The sequence below is a fragment of the Myxococcus sp. RHSTA-1-4 genome, from assembly GCF_020037125.1.
GTDB lineage: Bacteria > Myxococcota > Myxococcia > Myxococcales > Myxococcaceae > Myxococcus.
This window is the reverse complement of the sequence record NZ_JAIQDG010000011.1, coordinates 226,379-246,503: the sequence shown is the minus strand read 5'-3', so window position 1 is coordinate 246,503 and position 20,125 is coordinate 226,379. Positions and strand designations below refer to the sequence as shown.

Genomic DNA, 20,125 nt, shown 5'->3' with positions numbered 1-20,125 from the left:
CCTGCACCTCCAACGACCAAGCCGTCGTAGGGTCGCCTCCCCGCCGGGTTGCCCCCAACCGAGCCCGGCCACGAGGACCCCGCATGAGACGACTGCTCACCCTCCTGCTGCTCCTGCTGGGCACGGCCCTCCCGGCCGCCGCCCAGTCCGGGCCTTCCGCCTCCTTCCCCTACACCCTCAAGACGGACCGCCTGCCCAACGGCCTCACCGTGGTGCGCGTCCCCTACCCGTCCCAGGGAATCATCGCGTACCTCACCGTGGTCCGCGTGGGCTCGCGCAACGAGGTGGAGCCCGGCAAGACGGGCTTCGCCCACTTCTTCGAGCACATGATGTTCAAGGGCACGAAGAAGAACCCCGAGGGCGCGCGCGAGCGCATCATGGGGACCTTCGGCTTCGACGACAACGCCTTCACCGCCGACGACGTCACCGTCTACTACTCCTACGGCCCCGCCGCCGGCCTGCCCCAGCTCATCGAAATCGAGGCCGACCGCTTCCAGAACCTCGAGTACGCCGAGCCCTCCTTCCAGACAGAGGCCCTCGCCGTGCTCGGCGAGTACCACAAGAACGCCGCCGCGCCCTTCCTCAAGATGGAGGAGGAGCTGAACGCCGCCGCCTTCACGCGCCACACCTACCGCCACACCACCATGGGCTTCTACGAGGACATCAAGGCGATGCCCCAGGCCTATGAGTACAGCAAGACCTTCTTCGAGCGCTGGTACACGCCCGACAACACGATGCTCTTCATCGTCGGCGACTTCGACGACGCGAAGGTGATGCAGCTCGTCCGCGAGAACTACGGCCCGTGGAACCGCAAGGCCGCCACCGTCAAGGTCCCCGCCGAGCCCCCACAGTCCAGCCCCCGCACCGCGCACATCGACTGGCCGCAGCCCACCCAGCCCCGCATGGTGCTGGCCTGGCGCACCCCGGCCGCGTCCGTGGACACCATGGACGCCGCGCTGCAGACGGTCCTCGTGGACTACCTCACGGGCCCCACCAGCCCCGCGTACAAGTCGCTGGTGCTGGACAAGCAGCTCGTGGAGCGCATCGGCAGCGACTTCAGCGAGCACCGCGACCCGCACCTCTTCACCCTCACCGCCACCCTCAAGGACGAGCGCCACCGCGACACGGTGCGGCTGGCCCTCCTCAAGGAGGTGAGCAACCTCGCCGCCGGCCGCGTGGACGCCGCGCGCGTCAAGGCCATCCAGGACCATGCACGCTACGGCACCCTCATGTCGCTGCAGACGCCGCGGGACGTGGGCATCCAGCTCGCCTGGTACGCCGGCATCCTCGGCACGCCCGACGGGCTCCAGCGGCACCTGCAGAACCTGACGAAGGTGACGCCCGGGCAGCTCCAGGAGTTCACCAAGCGCTACCTCACCGCCAACAGGCTCATCGTGCTCAGCCTCACCCCCAAGACGGCCGGCGCCGGAGGGACGAAGTGATGAAGACCCGTGCTCTCGTTTCGCTCGCCGCCCTGCTCGGACTCGCGGGCTGCGCCACCACGCCCAAGCCCCCCGTGGACCCGAACGCGCCGCCTCCCGCGGTGCCGTCCACCGCCGCGCTGGAGCAGCAGCCCGCCCAGCCCCCCGCGCGCCCGGAGGCCGTGCCCGCCACGCCGCTGCGCCAGCCCAGGCCCATGGAGCTGGTCGTCCTGGAGCGCCCGGACACGCCCATCGTCTCCTTCCGGCTCGTGTTCCACACGGGCTCGGTGGATGACCCGAAGGGCAAGGAGGGCCTCACCGACCTCACCTCCACGCTGATGGCCGAGGGCGGCACGCAGAAGCTCACCTCCGCCCAGCTCCTGGACGCGCTCTACCCCATGGCCGCGCAGCTCTCCGCGTACACGGACAAGGAGTTCACCACCTTCTCCGGCCGCGTCCACAAGGACTTCCTCCCGCGCTTCATGGACATCTTCACCGACGTCCTGCTCAACCCGCGCCTGGACGCGGCCGAGCTGGAGCGCCTGCGCGCCAACGCCATCAGCGACGTGGAGAACGGCCTGCGCAGCGCCAATGACGAGGCGCTCGGCAAGGTGGCGCTCGACGCGCTCCTCTACCAGGGCCACCCGTACGCGCACTACGTCGGCGGCACCGTGCAGGGGCTGAAGGCGATTACCCTCGACGACGTGAAGGCCCACGCACGGCGCGTCTTCACGCAGGACCGGCTCGTCATCGGCCTGGCCGGCCCGGTGGACGACGCGCTGAAGCAGGCCCTCACCTCGCGCCTGTCCGCGCTGCCCGCCCAGGGGGCCCCTCGCGTGGAGCTGCCCCCCGTGCCCACCACGGCGGGCCGCGCCCTCATCGTCCAGAAGCCCACCCTCTCCACCGCCATCAGCCTGGGCTACGTCACGCCCGTGCGCCGCGGGGACCCGGACTTCTATCCGCTGGCCTTCGCGTTCTCCCACCTGGGGGAGCACCGCCAGTTCCTGGGCGTGCTCTTCAACGAGCTGCGCGAGAAGCGCGGCCTCAACTACGGCAACTACGCCTACGCCGAGAACTTCATCGAGGACCCCGGCTCCACGTACAACCGCACCAACATCGCCCGCACCCAGCAGCTCCACAGCCTCTGGATTCGCCCCGTGGTGCCCGCCAACGGCGTGTTCGCCACGCGCGGCGCGGTGTTCTTCCTGGACAAGCTGGTGAAGGAGGGCATCCCCCAGGAGCGCTTCGACCTGATGAAGGGCTACCTCCAGGGCTACACCCGCCTCTGGGAGCAGACCGACCAGCGGCGCCTGGGCTACGCCATCGACTCGCTCTTCTACGGCACGCCCAACTTCCTCGAGGAGTACCGCCAGGCGCTCTCGAAGATGACGCCCCGGTCCGTGCAGGAGGCCCTGCGCCGCCACGTCCACCCGGACGCGCTCAACTTCGCGTTCGTCACCCAGGACGCGGAGGGGCTCGCCCAGGCCCTGCGCTCCGGCGCGCCCTCGCCCATCACCTACGCCTCCCCCAAGGAGCAGGCGCTGCTGGAGCAGGACAAGGACATCTCCACCTTCAAGCTCCCCGTGCGCCCGGACGCCATCCAGGTCGTCCCCGCGCAGACCGTGATGGAGAAATAAGACAGGGCTGTATCAAATACCGGGGGTGGGTCATTTCCTTCCACCCTCCGGTATCGAGTGCTAAGAGCCGGAGGCATGCGAGGTTTCCCGGCCATCCGACTCGCGACCCTCGGCCTGCTGCTGGCCACGGTGTCGGCTCGCGCGGAACACGACCCCTTCTCCCGCGGCTTCGACGCCGTGCCAGTGAAGGCCACCGCGGCGCAGCGCAGTGGTATCGCGCTGGAAGGTACGTCCAGTCAGGAGCCCGTCGGCAGCTTCCGCGGCGCGCTCCTGTTCGACTTCAACTGGCGCATCCTCTCGCTGAAGCTGGGCGACGAGAAGGTGGGCGACCTCTTGCCCTACCGGCTCGACGCGCACCTGCTCTTCGCGTACCAGCTCCACGAGCGGCTGGAGCTGGGGTTGGACATCCCATTCACGCTGCTGCAGGGCAGCAACTTCGACCTGCTCGGGGAGCAGCTCGGCGCCCCGGACTTCCCGGGCGCCGCGGCCGTCAGCAGCACCACCCTGGGCGACGTGCGCCTCCTGCCGCGCGTCCACCTGCTGGACCGCGAGACGTTCCCCGTGGGCCTGTCGCTGGTGGCCGAGGTGCGCCTGCCCACCGGTGACGCGTCCAGCTTCACCGGCGAGCGCGGCGTCCTCTTCGCCCCGCGCCTGGCGGTGGAGCAGCGCTTCACCTTCCTGCCCGTGCCCTTCCGCGCGCTGGGCAACGTGGGCGTCCGCCTCCGGCCCCATGCCCAGTACCTCAACCTGCTCGTGGACGACGAGCTGACGCTGGGCGCCGGCGCGGTGGCGGAGCTGCCCAACATGGGCCGCTTCACGGACGTGGAGGGCGTGGCGGAGATGCACCTGGGCACCCCGCTGGTGCGCCCCTTCAACTTCGACCAGGCCGACTCGCTCAAGTCGCCGTGGGAGGTGCTGGTGGGCGCCCGCGCGAAGGTGTGGGGCAACTGGGGCCTGGAGCTGAACCTGGGCCGAGGCATCAACCTCTCCAGCGGCTACGGGCGCGAGGCCCTGCGCGTCATGTTCGCGCTGCGCTACGACGAGAAGTTCCTCGACTCGGACGGCGACGGCGTGCCCGACGTGCGCGACAGGTGCCCCACCGAGGCCGAGGACCGGGACGGCTTCCAGGACAACGACGGCTGCATGGACCCGGACAACGACGGGGACGGCATCGTCGACGGCGAGGACGGCTGCGTCATGGAGAAGGGCCCCAAGGAGCGCAAGGGCTGCCCGGAGAAGGACAGCGACGGCGACGGCGTCACCGACGACTTCGACAAGTGCCCGGACAAGCCCGGCCCCAAGGACTACGACGGCTGCCCGGACAGCGATGGGGACGAGGTGCCCGACGCCGAGGACGACTGCCCCGACATGTTCGGCCCGCCGGAGAACAACGGCTGCCCGTTCGACTCGCCGCCCTACGTCTTCGTCGAGTCCGACCGCATCCGCATCAAGGGCAACGTGCTCTTCGAGACGGGCTCCGCCGTCATCCAGAAGCGCTCGTACCCGCTGCTGGACGAGGTGGCCACGGTGCTGCGGAAGAACCCCACGCTGGGCCCCGTCCTCATCGAGGGCCACACGGACAACCGCGGCTCGCGAGCCCTCAACATGAGCCTGTCCGACAAGCGCGCGCGCTCGGTGCTCGAGTACCTCGTGAGCAAGGGCATCGACCGCAAGCGCCTCACGTCGAAGGGCTTCGGCTTCGACCGGCCCATCGCCACCAACGACACCGCGCTGGGCCGCGCGAAGAACCGCCGCGTCGACTTCCGCCTCGTCCGCTCCGAGGTGGAGACGGAGAAGAAGGAGACCGTCGTCCCGCCCGGGAAGTAGCGGGGCGCGCCACGCGGCTCACTGCTGCTTCAGCGCGCGCTCGATGCGGCGGCGCAGGGCGTCCTCGGACAGGGCGCCCCGCTGCGCGTCCATCACCTTGCCCTCGCGGTCCAGGAAGTAGAGCGTGGGCAGGGCCGTCACCTGGAAGGTCCGCGCCACGTCGTCGTTCGCGTACACCACGTAGGGCCGCAGGTCCGGCAGGGTGCGCTTGAGGAAGGACTCCACCAGCCGGTCCGCCTTCGGTCCGTCATCACGGCTGGCGGCCACGAACACCAGCCCCTGGGGCTCGTACTCCTTCGCCAGCTTCACCAGTGCCGGCATCTCCTCGCGACAGGGCGGGCACCACGTCGCCCAGAAGTCCAGCATCACCACCTGGCCCCGGAGCTCCGACAGCTTCAGCGTGCCGCCGTCATGGCGCGCCAGCTCCAGCTCCGGCGCCGACGTGCCGTCCGGCACCAGCTTCGCGCGCTGGGCCTCCATCACTCCGAGGTACACCACGCCCGCCAGCCCCAGCCCCGCCACGAGCCCCAGCACCACCTTCATCCCGCGGGCCGTCTTCGGGGGCGGCGGTGGAGCCCCAATGCCTTCCTGATTCACTCGAATCCACTCCTCGTCAGGCGGCCGTGCACCCGCCGCAACACCCAGCGCACTCCGCTCCGGGCCGCCGGGCGGTGTGACACCCAGGCCGCCACATCGGGGCCGAAGCGATAGTAGCCCCGGATGAAGGCCCGGCCGAGCACGCTCTTGCGCAGCACCTCGTCCCGGTACGCACGGAAGGCGACCAGCTCCGGCGCGCCCTCGCCAAAGGCCGCCGTCGCCACGAAGCACGAGGACGCCGGGCTCACCCACATGAGCCGCTGGTTGGTGAGGTTCACCACCACCTTCAGCTCGCGCGCCTCCGTGTAGAGGAAGGCCAGCAAGTCCCTCCGCGCCGCGGGGAAGTCCTGGCCGCTGGCCTCCTCGAACTCGATGCGCGTGGTGCCCGCGGGGCCCACCTCGTCCACCGTGAAGAAGTAGCGCTTGGAGCTGCGGCGGACCTCCACCTCCAGCCCGCGCAGCTCGCCGAAGTACGCCAGGAAGGGCGTCTTGCACGCCGGGCAGACGAAGCGGTTGTAGGGGTGGCTCGTGTGGAAGGAGAAGTCGTTCACCCGCTTGCAGCCGGTGTTGGGGCACACCAGCTTCACCGTCGCATGGGGCGCGGGGCGCGGGTCGTACCGCGAGCTGCCGGACGCCTTGTCGAACACCGGCGGAGGGCGCGGCGGCGCCGTCACCAGGTGCCGCGTGGGGTGCGCCGCCCGCTCCAGTTCCTGCGCGCGGCGCCACGCCGTCTCGGCGGCCTCCAGCCGGCCGTCCGCCGTGTGGCACAGCGCCTCGCCGTGGGCCAGCAGCGCCTTCACCAGCTTGTCCAGCGCCGGCAGCGCCGCGGGCTCCCTCCCCGCCGCCAGGGCCTCCGCCAGCACCCGCTCCACCTCCGGCAGCAGCGCCTGCGCCGCCTTGCGCGAGGGGTCCTCCGCGCGGCGGTACACCGGTGGCTCGGGGATGCGGGCGAACAGCGCGGAGGCCGCCGCGCGCACACGCTCCACCGCCGCGTCCCCACGTCCCACATCCAGCGTCGCCGCCCGCTCACGGGCGGCCTGAAAGAGCTCTTCGGGTTGCAAGCCCGCGGACATTAAAGGCCCCACCCCGCCCTGTCAGCGCCTTGCACACACCCGCGGTCGGAAACTGGCCAGCCGCCCCCGCCCGATGTACGAACAGGTAGGAGGCTGTGAAGAATGGGTGCACTGAAATTCATCATCTGGACGGCCTGCGCGGTGGGACTCGGCATCTTCCTGGCCACGGCGAAGGTGGACGGGCGGACGCCGCTGGACCACATGGAGCGGGCCTGGAAGCGCAGCGTGAATCCGTCCGCCATGGACCGGATGAAGGACGGGCTGGAGGACGCGTACGAGGACGCGAAGGACGCTGTCTCCCGCCCGACGGATGCGCCCCCGCGCGAGCGCATCAGCGCCGAGGACCGTGCGGCGGTGAACCGCATCATCGCTCAAAAGAAGTAGCCCGTACGCCAGGCCCGCTTCCGCTGAAAATCCCCACTCCCTAGCTTGCCGCAGCAGGTGGTCGGGGTGGAGGCGGGGCCATGGGCAGGGCGCAACTCAGGAGCGTCGTATTCTTCGCACTGGCGTGCGCGCTGGTGCTGCCAGCGCGGGCCGCCGGGAGCGGGCGTGAGCGGCTGTGGCTGGAGTCGAAGAACCGCGCGCTCAACCAGCAGCGCGCCACGCTGAGCGAGGTGGCCCGGCGGGCGATGCCGGCCGTGGTGTCCATCACCACGAAGCAGGGCACCGCGGAGACGGCGGTCTCCGGCGAGGAGCCGCAGAAGGGCATCGGCTCCGGCTTCATCATCCACCCGGACGGCTACATCCTCACCAGCGCGCACGTGGTGGAGGGCGCGTCGGAGGTGCTCATCTCCGTGCTGCACCCGCGCGGCGGCGTGGAGGAGTACGTCGCGCGCGTGGTGGGCGAGGACGTGCGCACCGACTGCGCCCTGCTGAAAATCGACGCCCCGCGCCGGCTGCCGGTGCTGAAGCTGGCCTCCGCGTCGCACGTGCGCTCGGCGGACTGGATTGTCGTCATCGGCAATCCGTTCGGCCTGGCCCACTCGGTGACGGTGGGCGTGGTGAGCTACATGGGCCGCACGGACGTGACGCCCAACGGGCGCGACGGCGACTTCGACTACATCCAGATGGACGCGTCCATCAACCCGGGCAACTCGGGTGGCCCCGTGCTGGATTTGCACGGTGACGTGGTGGCCGTGGCCAACGCCGTCAACGTGGCGGGCCAGGGCATCGGCTTCGCCATCCCCATCGACATCGCCAAGACGGTGATTCCGCACCTCAAGGCCCACGGCCGCGTGCGCCGGGGGTGGATGGGCATCAGCGTGCAGGACTTCTCGCCCGAGGTGGCGGACGCCTTCAACCTGCCGCGCGGCCGGGGCGTGGTGGTGACGGACGTGGCCGAGGGCGGGCCGGGCGAGCGGGCGGGCCTGCAGCCCGGCGACGTCATCGTCGGCCTGGATGCCCGGCGCGTGCACCGGGCCCACACCCTGCGCTGGCAGGTGGCCGCTCGCGGCGTGGGCCGCGACGTGAAGCTCCAGATCCACCGGCTGGGCCGCCCGATGCGGGTGAAGGTGAAGCTGGAGGAGATGCCGGCCGAGGAAGCGCCCGCCCCCGCCCTGGCCGCCAGCTCCCAGGGGCGCCGTCCCACCCGCGCCCAGTCCGTGCTGGAGGACCTGCTCTCACCGGTCCCCCGCCCGAAGGCCGGCCCGGCGGCCCCCGGCAAGCAGGAAGCCGCGCCCGGCGCCCCGGGTTCCGAGGACAGTGCACCCGTGCCCTGAGGGAGGAAGGGCCTGCCGGCTCCCGGCCTTCTCCGGCCTCCTTGCGTTCGGGTTGCATGGGCGCTAGACAGTGCGCCTTTTTCCGTACCCGGCGGCGGGTCCACCTCGGTGTGGCGCCGCGGTTCCGCATCGTTTCGCAGGAGAGTTCCAGATGGCCGAGGCCCAGACGACGAAGCTCACCCATTGGCCGCGTACCGCCAAGGGCAATGGCAAGAAGGCGTGCACGGTGGAGGGCTGCAAGCGCCCCTACCGCGCCAAGAGCTACTGCTTCTTCCACTTCAAGAAGTGGCGGCAGGGTGAGCTGCCCCACACCCGCTACCGCACCTGCTCCAAGGCCGAGTGCCGCGTGAAGACCTTCAAGGCCGGCCTGTGCGAGAAGCACTACGGCGAGACGTACAAGAAGGAGGCGGCGGCCTAGAGCCGTCGCTGTCCCCGCGGCGACGGGGCGCCCCTCCTCTCAGGTGGAGGCGCCCCGAGCCACCGCGCGGCCCAGGTGCTTGAAGGCGGTGAGCCAGAGTTCCGCCTCGCGCTGGGTGAGCCGCGCTCGCATCAACGTCAACTCCAGCTCGTGCAGCACGTGCTGCGGCGCCTGCGGGTTGAGGAACTCCGCGGAGAGCAACACCTCGCGCATCCGCGCCGCCAGCGCGTTGAGCGTGCCCAGGCGCGCTCCGGGCTCGGCGGCGGCTTCCCCAGGCGACTGGGCCGGCTCCATCCCCTGCCGGTGGCAGAGATAGAGCAGCACCGCCGCGGACTGTGCCAGGTTCATGGACGGCTGCACGTCCGACGTGGGGATGACGAGCACGTCCGTGCAGCGCGCCAGTTCCTCGTCGGACATTCCCCGCTGCTCGCCGCCGAAGACGAGCGCCACCCGTCCCCGCGTGCTCTCCTCCGCCAGCCGCCGCGCCGCCTCCTCCGGCGTCAGCGCCGTCCGGCCCTTGAGCTGGGTGCGAGACGTGGTGCCAACGGCGTACACGCAGTCGGTGAGCGCCTCCGGCAGATCGCGCGCCACGGCCATGCGCTCCAGCACGGCGTCACCCTTCACGGCGAGGCGCTCGGCCCCCCGGAAGGAATAGGTGGCCGGGTCCGACAGAATCAGCCGTGAAAACCCGAAGTTGGCCATCACCCGCGCCACCGCCCCCAGGTTGTCCGGAGAGCGAGTTTGATGCAGGACAACCGTGAGATACTCCCCTGGACGCATGCCTCCGAGTTTAGCTGGTTGATCCGGGAGGAGATCGGTATATTCCCCGGGTCATGCGTCGCTGGCTCCCTGGGCTGCTCCTCTCTGTGTTGACGGTCCTCACCGCTTGCGGCGAGGCCGGCAAGCCCGTGCTCGCGACCATGAGCGCCCGTCAGGCCCTCACCAATCCGCCGGAGTTCCTGGAGTTCGAGCCCCCGGCGACGCGGCTGGAGCTGTACCGCGAGGTGGCGCGCCAGTCCGTGGTGGAGGCCGGCCAGGCCGCGCAGGCGCTGGTGCTGTTCCCCATCACCCGGCAGGGCGAGCTGCTGGCGGCGCCGGGCTTCGACGCGAAGATGGACCTCTTCCAGTCTCCGGACGCGGGCGGCGGCCTCCAGCTCGTGTTCGACGCGCGCTACGGCGAGCGCTGGCCGGAGGACCGCCGGGAGGGCCTGCAAGGGCTGTCCGAGCGCGAGGCGGCGGAGCTGGTGGCCCGCACGCTGCTGGCCCACTGGGGAATCCACCCGGAGGGCACGGTGCAGGTGGACCGGGCCTCGGGCGCGCCGTACGCGGTGGCCTACGTGGACGGAATCCTCCGCATCAATCCGGCTTTCCTGTACCTGGCGGCGGCCTACGGTCCCGCTTCCATGCCGGCCAGCCTCCAGTAGAGTCGCGCGCCTCTTCCGGAAGGCCCACCTTTCTCTCGCCACTCCCAGCGAGGGGGTGGGTCGCGAGGCGCTCGTGGATACCTCCGCACTTCACGCTCAGCTTTCCCTGACGCTCAAGCAGACGGACCTGCCGTCGCTCGGCCAGCACTATCGCGGCAAGGTCCGCGAGACGTACCGGCAGGGTGACAGGCTCATCCTGGTGACGACGGACCGGCTGTCCGCGTTCGACCACATCCTCACCACCATCCCCTTCAAGGGCGAGGTGCTCAACCGGCTGTCCGCCTTCTGGTTCGAGCGCACGAAGCACATCTGCCCCAACCACGTGCTGGACGTGCCGGACCCGAACGTCACCGTGGCCCGCGCCTGCCAGCCCTTCACCATCGAGGTGGTGGTCCGCGGCTACCTCACCGGCAGCCTGTGGCGCGACTACCAGAAGGGCGCGCACACGGCCTACGGCCTGCCCTTCCCGGAGGGAATGCGCAAGGACGCGGCCTTCCCCGAGCCCATCATCACCCCGTCCACCAAGGCCGAGTACGGGCAGCACGACGAGCCCATCTCCGAGAAGGAGCTCCTCGCGCGCGGGCTGGCCAGCGCGCGTGACTGGGCCCGCATCACCGAGGCCGCCAAGGGGCTCTTCCTGGAGGGCCAGAAGTGGGCGCGGACGCGCGGCCTCATCCTCGTGGACACCAAGTACGAGTTCGGAAAGGTGGGCGACACGCTCTACGTCATCGACGAGATGCACACCCCGGACTCCAGCCGCTACTGGGTGGCGGACGAGTACGAGGCCCGCTTCGCCAGGGGCGAGGACCAGCGCATGCTGGACAAGGAGAACATCCGCCAGTGGCTCATCCGCGAGCGGAACTTCTCCGGCCAGGGCACGCCGCCCGTCATCCCGGACAGCGTGCGCGAGGACCTGGCGACCAAGTACCTCGCCGCCTACGAGCGGATTACCGGCACGCCGCTGGCGCTGGTGCCGGGTGACGTGCACGCGCGCATCGAGCGCAACCTGCGTGAGAAGGGCTACCTGAAGTAGCCCTCTCCGGTGGAGACCGGGGCCATGGAGCCCCGGTCCGGAGCGTCTACTCGCTCCGGCCGAAGACGCGGCGGAACACGTCGTCCATGTGCCGCGTGTGGTAGCCCGGGGAGAAGCAGTCGGAAATCTCCTCGGGCGTCATCATCTTCAAGAGGTCCGCGTCGGCGAGCAGGGCCTTCTTGAAGTCCACGCCCTCCTCGTACAGCTTCATCGCGTTGCGCTGGACGATGACGTACGCGGCCTGCCGGTCCATGCCCTTGCGCGCCAGCTCCAGCAGGAGCCGCTGCGAGTTCACCACGCCGCCGAGCAGGTCCAGGTTCTTCTTCATCTGCTCCGGGTAGACGCGCAGGTCCTCCATCAGCCGAGCGAAGCGGATGAGCATGAAGTCCGCCAGGATGGTGGCGTCCGGGCCGATGACGCGCTCCACGGAGGAGTGGGAGATGTCCCGCTCGTGCCACAGCGCCACGTCCTCCATGGCGCTCACCGCGTAGCCGCGCAGCAGGCGCGCCAGGCCCGTGAGGTTCTCCGAGAGAATCGGGTTGCGCTTGTGCGGCATCGCGCTGGAGCCCTTCTGCCCCGCGGTGAAGGGCTCCTCCGCCTCGCGCACCTCCGTGCGCTGCAGGTGGCGAATCTCCACCGCGAACTTCTCGATGCTCGAGCCCAGCAGCGCCAGCGCGGTGAAGAACTCCGCGTGCCTGTCACGCTGCACCACCTGGCTGGAGGCCGGCGCGGGCTTCAGCCCCAGCTTGCGGCAGACGTGCTCCTCCACCGCCGGAGGCAGGTGCGCGAAGGTGCCCACCGCGCCGGAAATCTTGCCCACGGCGATGGTGTCCCGCGCGGCCAGAAGGCGCGTGCGGCCGCGGCGCAGCTCGTCGTACCAGATGGCCAGCTTGTGACCGAAGGTGATGGGCTCGGCGTGGATGCCGTGGCTGCGGCCCATCTGGAGCGTGTGCTTGTGCTCGAAGGCGCGCTTCTCCACCGCCGCCATGACGCGGTCCAGGTCCTTCAGGATGAGGTCGAGCGCGTCGCGGAGCGTGAGGCCCAGGGACGTGTCGAGCACGTCCGAGGACGTCATGCCCAGGTGCAGCCAGCGCGCGCTGGGCCCCACCCGCTGCTCCATGAAGGTGAGGAAGGCGATGACGTCGTGCTTGGTGGTCCGCTCGATTTCTTCAATCTTCGCGGAGTCCTCGGGCGTGAAGTCCCCGGCGCGCTGACGGCAATCCTCCAGCGCCTCGCGAGGGGCGAGCCCCGCCTCCACCATGCCCTCCAGCGCGGCCAGCTCCACGTCGCGCCAGCGGCGGTAGCGGGCCTCGTCGGACCAGAGGGACGACATCTCCTGTCGGCTGTATCGCGGAATCACTTGTAGACCCTTTCGAACTTCTGGTTCATGGCCGCACGCCCGCGCAGCAGCGGAAGCCCACCGAGTCCGAGTGGTCCGTGGGTGCCGCGTTCTTCCGGGCCGAGCAGCGCGACGTGTAGTCCTGCCGGTCGAACGCGCCGCCCTTGTGCGTGAAGTCCGCCGCGTCGAAGCGCGTGGACGTCCACTCCGCCACGTTGCCGGACATGTCCACCACGCCATAAGCGGAGCGGCAGCGTGCGAAGCTCCCGGACGCCGCCAGCGTCCGGTCCATGCCCTGGGACGTCTCGGTGTTGCAGGCGTCGGCGTCGTACGTGTTGCCGTACGGGAACCGCGCGTTGCCCGGACCCTTGCATGCCTTCTCCCACTCCTCCTCGGTGCAGAGCCGCTTCCCGGCCTGCTCGCACAGCGATTGGGCCTCCTCCCACGTCACGCCCACCTTCGGCCGGGCCCCGGCCTGGTTGGGGTACTCGTACTCATCCACGCAGAAGGAGGGGACCTGGACGCTCGTGAGCGGACGCTCGTCCAGGAAGCTCATGGAGTCGTCCGGTGCCGTCCCCATCTTGAACGCACCACCGCTCACCAGCCGCATGCCCGCGGGGCAGCCTCCCACGGGCGCGGCCACCGCGGATGCCCCCCCTGCCGGTGCGGAGGTGGTCCCCTCGACGCCGCCCTGCCCGGCCGGCGCCTGCGGCACCGTGACTGGCGCTCCAGGGGGCACCGGTGCCGGCTTCAACATCGGGACCACGAACCGCAGCACCAGGTAGCCACCTCCCCCCCCCAGAATCAGGCCGCCCACGGTGAGGAGCACCAGGCCCAGCACGGAGCGGGTCTTCGACTTCGAGGCCCGCATCACCGGTTGGGTGGGCAGCGCCGCCCGGACGCCCGAGCGCGCACCGGACATCGTGGGGGAATCCAGGCCGCGGACGCCCGAGCGCGCACCGGACATCGTGGGCGAGTCCAGCCTGCGAGCCCCCGAGCGCGCCCCCGACATGGTGGGCGACGCGTCCAGCGAGCGGGGGCCTGTACGCGCACCGGAGACGGCGGGCGCGGACTCCAGGGTGCGAGGGCCGGAGCGGGCACCGGAGACGGCGGGCGAAGACTCCAGGGTGCGAGGGCCGGAGCGGGCACCGGAGACGGCGGGCGAAGACTCCAACGTGGGCGCGGCGGAGCGGGCACCGGAGACCGCTGGTGCCGAGTCCAGCGTCGGCGCGGCGTGACGGTCTCGCGAAGCGGCCGGTGAGGGCTCCAGCGCCGGTGCGCCGTTCCGGTCTCGCGAAGCGGCCGGTGAGGGCTCCAGCGCCGGTGCGCCGTTCCGGTCTCGAGAGACAGCCGGGGACGCGTCCCCCGTGGGCGCGCCGTTCCGGTCCTCTCCACGCGGGGCGGCGCGGACATGCGCGGGCACCGCACCCGAGGGCCGGGGCGCGGGCCCGGAGGCACGAGGCGCGGGAGGCGGCTCCGGCGCGGCGGGAGGCGCCTTGGGCGGAGGCGGTGCGATGAACGGCAGGGCCTGCTCCGTCAGCCGCTGCGAGGCGTTTCCGCTGCTGGCCGGCGGTGGAGGAAGCTTGCTCCCCATGATGGCGGCCAGCGTCGCCGCGTCGAGCGGCTGCGTGGCGTCGGGCGGGGGCGGTTCCTCCTCCTCCACGGGCACGGGCACCCTCGGTGCGGCCACTCCCGGCGAGGCGACACCGGGCGAGGCGACTCCAGGCGACGCCAGCCCCTCGGGAATCGGGAGCATGCCGGTGGGCACGGGCGGAGGCGGGGGCGGCCTGGGAGGTGCCTTCGCGCCACCGGCCTGCGGCGAGCCCGGCGCGGGCAACGGCGCGCGCTGGCGCGTCACGACGGCGGCCGGCTGGCGCGAGAGGATGTTGGCGAACTCCGCGTGCAGCTCCCCCGCCGTCTTCGGCCGTGCCAGCGGGTTGGGGTTGAGCGCGCGCCGGTAGAGCGCCTCGAAGGACATCGGCAGGTCCGGGTGGTGCATCGTCAACCCGGGAATGACGCCCTCCTCCGGCAGGAGTCCGGTGACCAGCTCGCCCATGATGACGCCGAGCGAGTACACGTCCATGCGCGTGTCCAGCTCGCCACCGCTCACGTACTCCGGCGCGATGTAGACGTCCGCGCGGTGGCCCTTCTGGGCCTGGGCGAAGGGCAGGTGCGGCACGGCCAGCCCCAGCCCGTAGTCCGTCACCTTCAGCAGGTCCGGCAGGACGATGACGTTCTCCGGCTTCAGGTCCGAGTGCGGACCGAAGCGGTGCGCGGCGTCCAGCGCGGCGGCCATCTGCGCGAGCAGCGGCTCCACGTCCTTCAGCGAGAAGAGCTGCCCACGAGCGACGCGCTGCTCCAGCATCCGCCGCAGCGTCATCCCCTCCAGGAGCTGCATGGTGAAGAAGGGCCGGTCCCCGTCCAGGCCCTCCTCGTACACGCGCAGCAGGTTGGGGTGGTTGAGCTTCTTCCCCACCCGGAGGGACAGCGAGAACTGGGTGCGCTCCTCGGGCTGCTGCACGAGGCGCGGGTGCACGACCTTGAGGGCCAGCTCGACGTCAATCTCCTGGTCCTGGGCCCGGAAGACGAAGCCCATGGGCCCGGCGCCCACCACCTCCTGGATGGCGTAGCGGCCAGCGACGACGTCCCCCGGCTTGAAGGGGGCGCCCTCCAGTCCCCTTCTGCGGGCGGCGCCGGCCGCCTGGCGCGACGCCGCGTCGAACTTCAGCCCGCAGGTGGGACAGGTGTCGGTCGTGGTTGGGACGTGGCTGCCGCAGCGGTAGCAGAGCAAAGCAGTCGGACTCCAGGGGCCAGTCGGGGGTGGCCACCACGGGGGGCGGCCCGACCTCATATTCTGACCGCTCCCCTGACAGCAAGGAACGACGAGCGACGTCTCCCCTACCGGCCGGTGGAACCGAAGCCGTTCGCGCCCCGCGCCGTCTCGTCCAGCACCTCCACCTCGCGCAGCTCCACGGAGGTGACGGGGGCCACGACCAACTGCGCCACGCGGTCCCCACGACGCAGGGTAAAGGGCTCGCCGGAGAGATTCACCAGGATGACCTGCACCTCCCCCCGGTAGTCCGCGTCCACCGTCCCCGGTGCGTTGAGCAGGGTGACGCCATGCCGGAGCGCGAGCCCCGAGCGGGGCCGGACCTGCCCCTCGTAGCCCGGCGGCAGGGTGAGCGCGAGGCCCGTGGGCACCGCCATCCGCTCCATCGGCCGGAGCACGCGCTCCCCGTCGATGTCCGCGCGCAGGTCCAGCCCGGCGGCGAGCTCCGTCTCGTACCGGGGCAGGGGCAGCGGGTCCGGGTGCGCGCGCACGCGACGCACCTTCACAATCAGCGGAGAGGCCATGTGGACCTTCATGCCACACCGCCCCACTGAAGCCAGTTTCCAGCCGGGACGCGGCCCACTCAGTGCGTCGCGTCCCTCGCCGCGGTCCGGATGGCGGTGCGGAACTTCAGCGGGTCCATGGGCCGCGCGGCCAGCTCGAGCTGGTAGTGCAGGTGGGGCCCGGTGGAGCGGCCCGTGTTGCCCGAGCGCGCGACGAGCTGTCCACGCTCCACGCGCTGCCCCACCGCCACCACCAGCTCCGAGTTGTGGCAGTACGCCGTCGTCACGCCCCGGCCATGGTCCAGCACCAGGACGCGGCCATTCACGGCGTCCTCGCTCGCGCGCCGCACCACGCCCTCCGCCACCGCCACCACCTCCGTGCCGATGGGTACGCCCAGGTCCACGCCCGTGTGCAGCTTCCGGGTGCCCAGCACCGGGTGGATGCGCTCACCGAAGGGGCTCGTCACCCGTGCGGCCTCGTGGACGGGCCACGCCAGACCGAACGCCGTGGCCAGTGCCAGCGCCTGCGCCGCGCCCACGGACGCACCCTCGAACCCCGGGGGGAGCTGCCGCGCCAGCCGTTCCAGCGTGGGCGCCTCCCCTTCCGCCCGTACCCGCTCCAGCGCGTAGCGCGCGGGCACCCGCCCGGCGAACAGCGCCGCCAGCCGCGCCTCCTCCCCGGGGAAGTCCGTCACCAGCGCCTCGTGCAGCTTCCTCGCCGCGGCGGGCCCCGCCTCCACGTCCAGCAGCGCCGTCGAGGACACGCCCAGCTCCGTGGCCAGCGCCAGCGCCGGCTGCCGGGCGCGGGGCTCCAGCCCCTTGAGCGCCAGGTGCGTGCCCCAGGCCAAGGCCTCCGCGTCCGTGAGCGGGCGGGCCAGCGGCAGCAGGGGCGCGACGAGGGGCTCGGACACGGACGTGCCGCTCACCCCGTCGTAGTACGCCAGCAGCGGGCGCGCGGTGCTCCGCGTCCCCGAGGCCCACGCCACGCCTTTGCGCACCAGCGCGCCCGCGGGCGTGTGGTGGTACGCCGCCCACAGGCACAGGGCGGCCATGCAGAAGTCCAGCAACCCCTTCGCGCGGCTCGGGAACATGGCGGCGGGCCCTCTTCAGCGCAGGAAGGACAGCACCGGAGACGCATCCACCACGGCGGCCACCGCCAGCGGCACCACCACCGCGCACCCCAGCAGCCCGCGCCGGAAGGCCCCCTTCCCTCCCTCCACCTCGCAGGCCGCGTCCGCGTGCTGGAGGTTGCGCAGCACCACGCGCCAGCCCAGCGTCACCAGCACGCCCACCAGCGCGCCCACCGCCAGTCCCCGCGCCAGCACGTCCGCCGCGCCGTCCCCCATCAGCTCGCGCCAGGACAGGTACACCGTGCCCTGGATGAGCCGCGCCACCGCGCACGCGCCGGCCAGCGCGACCGCCGCCGTGGCCAGCGGCCGCAGCCACCGCATGGGCGTGGGCCGCCGCACGCACCGCGCCCACAGCGCCCGCCACGAAGGCCGCGCCGGCGCGTTGCCCATCGCCATGCGCCACGCCTCCGCCGGCGCGGGCGCCCGCGTCTCCCGGTAGCCCAGCGCGGGCAGCGCCAGCACCAGGTCCGCCGCCAGCTCCCATGCCAGCGCCAGCCCGCGGGCAATCCGGGTGCGCAGCTCCAGCGATACCCATTCCACCATGGGCGCGGTGACGTCGTAGCGCCCCACCAGCCCATCGAAGGACGCGTCCACGCGGTCCACCAGCGCCACCAGCCGGTCATCCAGCGTGTCCGCCGCCGAGTGCACCCCCACCGCCACCAGCGCCAACAGCCCCAGCGGCATGAAGGCCCACCGGAAGCCGCCGAGGAAGCGGGACACGTCGGCGACGAAGCTCGAGGACGGTGGCGAGGTGACAGGCGGCGGTCGGGGCGGCACGGAGCCTCCGGGACGGGGCTCCCCTGCAACGCACGGCCCCCACCTCCCGGTCTAAGTCATCCGCGCCGGAAATGAAAACACCCCCTCCCGCTCGGTGGCGGAAGGGGGCGTTCGTGACTCAGCCGTCAGAGGCTCAGGCCTTGGCGTCCGGCTGCGAGGCCGCCGGGGTGGCCTGCGCCGCGGGCAGGCCGTCGCCGCCGGCCGCGCCCTGCTGCGCCGCCGCGCGCTCCGCCATCGCCTCCTTGCGGGAGAGGCGGATCTTGCCCGTCTTGTCGATGCTGACCACCTTCACCAGCACCTCGTCGCCCTCGTTCAGGACGTCGGACACGCTCTTGACGCGCTTGTCGGACAGCTCGGAGATGTGGATGAGGCCGTCGGTGCCCGGGAACAGCTCCACGAAGGCGCCGAACTCGGCGATCTTCCGCACCGTGCCCGTGTAGATCTTCCCGATTTCCGCCTCGCGCGTGAGCGCCTGAATCATCGCGATGGCGGCCTTCACCGCGTCCGCGTTGGCGCTGGCGATGTCCACGCGGCCGGAGTCCTCGATGTTAATCGCGGCGCCGGTGCGGGCGATGATGTCCTTGATGACCTTGCCGCCCGGCCCGATGACGTTCTTGATGAACTCGGGACGAATCTGGATGGTGGTGATGCGCGGCGCGTACTGGCTGATCTCCTTGCGGGGAGCGGCCAGCGTCTTGAGCATCTCGCCCAGGATGTGGATGCGGCCCTGACGCGCCTGCTCCAGCGCGCGGCTCATGATCTCCGTGGTGAGGCCGGTGATCTTGATGTCCATCTGGATGGAGGTGATGCCCTTCGAGGTGCCGCACACCTTGAAGTCCATGTCGCCCAGGTGGTCCTCGTCACCGAGGATGTCCGAGAGGATGGCGACCTTGTCGCCCTCCTTCACCAGGCCCATGGCGATGCCGGCCACCGGGTCCTTGATGGGCACGCCCGCGTCCATCAGCGCCAGGGTGCCGCCGCAGACGGAGGCCATGGACGAGGAGCCGTTGGACTCCAGGATGTCCGAGACCACGCGCACCGTGTACGGGAAGGACTCGCTCTTGGGCACCATGTTGCGCAGCGCCCGCTCCGCCAGCGCGCCGTGGCCGATTTCACGCCGGCCCGGGCCGCGCAGCGGCTTCGTCTCATTCACGCTGAAGGGCGGGAAGTTGTAGTGCAGCATGAAGCGCTTGAAGGCCATGCCGCTCAGCATCTCCAGCCGCTGCTCGTCCTCGCTGGTGCCCAGCGTGGCCACGACCAGCGCCTGCGTCTCGCCGCGGGTGAAGACCGCGCTTCCGTGCGTGCGCGGCAGGACGCCGACCTCGCACGTAATCGGGCGCACCACGTCGTGGGGCCGCCCGCCGATGCGGCCGCCGTTGACCGTCATCTCGCGCATGTGCTCGTACTTCAAGTCCTCCACCACCGACTTGGCGTGCTTCTCCACCAGCGGCGTGTAGCCCTCGCCGAGCTGCTCCTTGAGCTTCGCGAGCGCGTCCTTCTTCGCCTTGGAGAGCGCCTCGTAGCGGGCACCCTTCTCCTTGATGCCGTAGCCCGCCTTGATGGCGTCCATGGCCAGCTCGCGCACCTTGGCGCGCAGGCCCTCGTCCACCGACGGTGCCTTGTCGTAGGCGCGCACCTGCTTGTTCAGCTCGCGCCGCAGCTCGTCCTGGATGTCCAGCGCGGGCTGGGCCGACTTGCGGCCGAACTCGAGCGCGGCCACCATGTCCACCTCGGAGACCTCCTCCGCGCCGCCTTCGACCATGACGATGGCGTCACGGCTGACCGCCATCACCAGGTCCAGGTCGCTCTGCTCACGCTGCTTCGCGGTGGGGTTGGCCACCAGCTCGCCGTTGACGCGGCCCACGCGGATGCCGGCGATGGGGCCGTTGAACGGGATGTCCGACACCCACAGCGCCGCGGAGGCGCCGGTGATGCCGTGGATGTCACCCTCGTTCTCCGGGTCCGCGGAGATGACGCTGGAGATGACCTGCGTCTCGTACGCGTAGCCGTCCGGGAACAGGGGGCGGCAGGAGCGGTCCACCAGGCGGCTGGCGAGCGTCTCCTTCTCCGTCAGCCGGCCCTCGCGCTTGAAGTAGCTGCCGGGGATGCGGCCCGCCGAGTACAGCTTCTCCTGGTACTCCACCGTGAGCGGGAGGAAGTCCACGTCCTTCTTCTCACGCGCGCTCACCGCGGTGACGAGCAGCATGGTGTCGCCGTAGCGCACCACCACGGCGCCGTCGGCCTGCTTGGCCAGACGGCCCACCTCGATGCTCAGCTCGCTCCCACCAATCTTGACGCTCTTCTTCAGCATGTCCTTGCCTCTGTGTCCTGCTGGGCGAGGACCCCACCGCGCGCACCCGGCCCGCAAAAGGACCCGGCACCCCGGGAGGGCCCTCGG

General features: G+C 71.2%; 17 protein-coding genes. 8 read left to right on the top strand and 9 right to left on the bottom strand.

Features of this window, described 5'->3' with window-relative positions:
• The first annotated feature begins 83 nt into the window (after positions 1–83).
• The 3 genes from K8638_RS17720 to K8638_RS17710 all read left to right on the top strand — a co-directional run bounded on the left by K8638_RS17720 (position 84) and on the right by K8638_RS17710 (position 4,885).
• Positions 84–1,442, top strand: a complete 1,359-nt coding sequence (locus tag K8638_RS17720) for a pitrilysin family protein (protein WP_223755705.1) — start codon at positions 84–86, stop codon at positions 1,440–1,442.
• On the top strand, positions 1,442–3,058 hold the full coding sequence (locus tag K8638_RS17715) for a pitrilysin family protein (protein WP_223755704.1): 1,617 nt from the start codon (positions 1,442–1,444) through the stop codon (positions 3,056–3,058). The genes K8638_RS17720 and K8638_RS17715 overlap by 1 nt, the downstream gene beginning before the upstream one ends.
• A gap of 75 nt (positions 3,059–3,133) precedes the next feature.
• Complete coding sequence (locus K8638_RS17710; RefSeq protein ID WP_223755703.1) at positions 3,134–4,885, top strand: OmpA family protein; 1,752 nt, start codon at positions 3,134–3,136, stop codon at positions 4,883–4,885.
• Positions 4,886–4,903: 18 nt separating this feature from the next.
• On the opposite strand, the gene K8638_RS17705 is transcribed toward K8638_RS17710, so the two are convergent.
• On the bottom strand, positions 4,904–5,428 hold the full coding sequence (locus K8638_RS17705; protein WP_223755725.1) for a TlpA disulfide reductase family protein: 525 nt from the start codon (positions 5,426–5,428) through the stop codon (positions 4,904–4,906).
• 50 nt (positions 5,429–5,478) lie between these two features.
• The gene (locus tag K8638_RS17700; RefSeq protein ID WP_370644016.1) at positions 5,479–6,555 is read right to left on the bottom strand and encodes a CFI-box-CTERM domain-containing protein; all 1,077 of its coding nucleotides are present in this window, start codon (positions 6,553–6,555) and stop codon (positions 5,479–5,481) included.
• 102 nt (positions 6,556–6,657) lie between these two features.
• On the opposite strand from K8638_RS17700, the gene K8638_RS17695 reads away from it, so the two are divergent.
• From K8638_RS17695 to K8638_RS17685, 3 genes are all read left to right on the top strand, one after another.
• On the top strand, positions 6,658–6,939 hold the full coding sequence (locus K8638_RS17695; protein ID WP_223755701.1) for a hypothetical protein: 282 nt from the start codon (positions 6,658–6,660) through the stop codon (positions 6,937–6,939).
• Between the two features lie 80 nt (positions 6,940–7,019).
• On the top strand, positions 7,020–8,273 hold the full coding sequence (locus K8638_RS17690; protein ID WP_223755700.1) for a S1C family serine protease: 1,254 nt from the start codon (positions 7,020–7,022) through the stop codon (positions 8,271–8,273).
• A 151-nt stretch (positions 8,274–8,424) separates the two neighbouring features.
• A complete protein-coding gene (locus K8638_RS17685) occupies positions 8,425–8,691 on the top strand; it encodes a vegetative protein (protein WP_223755699.1) in 267 nt (88 codons plus the stop codon).
• Between the two features lie 39 nt (positions 8,692–8,730).
• On the opposite strand, the gene K8638_RS17680 is transcribed toward K8638_RS17685, so the two are convergent.
• A complete protein-coding gene (locus tag K8638_RS17680) occupies positions 8,731–9,471 on the bottom strand; it encodes an RNA methyltransferase (RefSeq protein WP_223755698.1) in 741 nt (246 codons plus the stop codon).
• A 53-nt stretch (positions 9,472–9,524) separates the two neighbouring features.
• On the opposite strand from K8638_RS17680, the gene K8638_RS17675 reads away from it, so the two are divergent.
• Both K8638_RS17675 and K8638_RS17670 read left to right on the top strand, forming a co-directional pair.
• Positions 9,525–10,115, top strand: coding sequence for a hypothetical protein (locus K8638_RS17675; RefSeq protein WP_223755697.1), 591 nt, complete (start codon positions 9,525–9,527; stop codon positions 10,113–10,115).
• A 73-nt stretch (positions 10,116–10,188) separates the two neighbouring features.
• Entirely contained in the window at positions 10,189–11,148 is a 960-nt protein-coding gene (locus K8638_RS17670; protein WP_223755696.1) for a phosphoribosylaminoimidazolesuccinocarboxamide synthase, read from the top strand.
• A 46-nt stretch (positions 11,149–11,194) separates the two neighbouring features.
• On the opposite strand, the gene purB is transcribed toward K8638_RS17670, so the two are convergent.
• The 6 genes from purB to pnp all read right to left on the bottom strand — a co-directional run bounded on the left by purB (position 11,195) and on the right by pnp (position 20,038).
• Positions 11,195–12,508 (bottom strand): adenylosuccinate lyase, encoded by a 1,314-nt coding sequence (purB, locus tag K8638_RS17665; RefSeq protein ID WP_223755695.1) that lies wholly within the window; start codon positions 12,506–12,508, stop codon positions 11,195–11,197.
• A gap of 25 nt (positions 12,509–12,533) precedes the next feature.
• Positions 12,534–15,278, bottom strand: coding sequence for a bifunctional serine/threonine-protein kinase/formylglycine-generating enzyme family protein (locus K8638_RS17660; RefSeq protein WP_223755694.1), 2,745 nt, complete (start codon positions 15,276–15,278; stop codon positions 12,534–12,536).
• A gap of 107 nt (positions 15,279–15,385) precedes the next feature.
• On the bottom strand, positions 15,386–15,841 hold the full coding sequence (gene dut, locus K8638_RS17655; protein ID WP_223755693.1) for a dUTP diphosphatase: 456 nt from the start codon (positions 15,839–15,841) through the stop codon (positions 15,386–15,388).
• 59 nt (positions 15,842–15,900) lie between these two features.
• Positions 15,901–16,911 carry a M23 family metallopeptidase gene (locus K8638_RS17650; protein WP_223755692.1) on the bottom strand — a complete coding sequence of 337 codons (1,011 nt, stop codon included), beginning with the start codon at positions 16,909–16,911 and terminating at the stop codon, positions 15,901–15,903.
• 15 nt (positions 16,912–16,926) lie between these two features.
• The gene (locus K8638_RS17645) at positions 16,927–17,727 is read right to left on the bottom strand and encodes a hypothetical protein (protein WP_223755691.1); all 801 of its coding nucleotides are present in this window, start codon (positions 17,725–17,727) and stop codon (positions 16,927–16,929) included.
• 133 nt (positions 17,728–17,860) lie between these two features.
• Positions 17,861–20,038 (bottom strand): polyribonucleotide nucleotidyltransferase, encoded by a 2,178-nt coding sequence (pnp, locus tag K8638_RS17640; RefSeq protein ID WP_223755690.1) that lies wholly within the window; start codon positions 20,036–20,038, stop codon positions 17,861–17,863.
• Positions 20,039–20,125 lie beyond the last annotated feature (87 nt).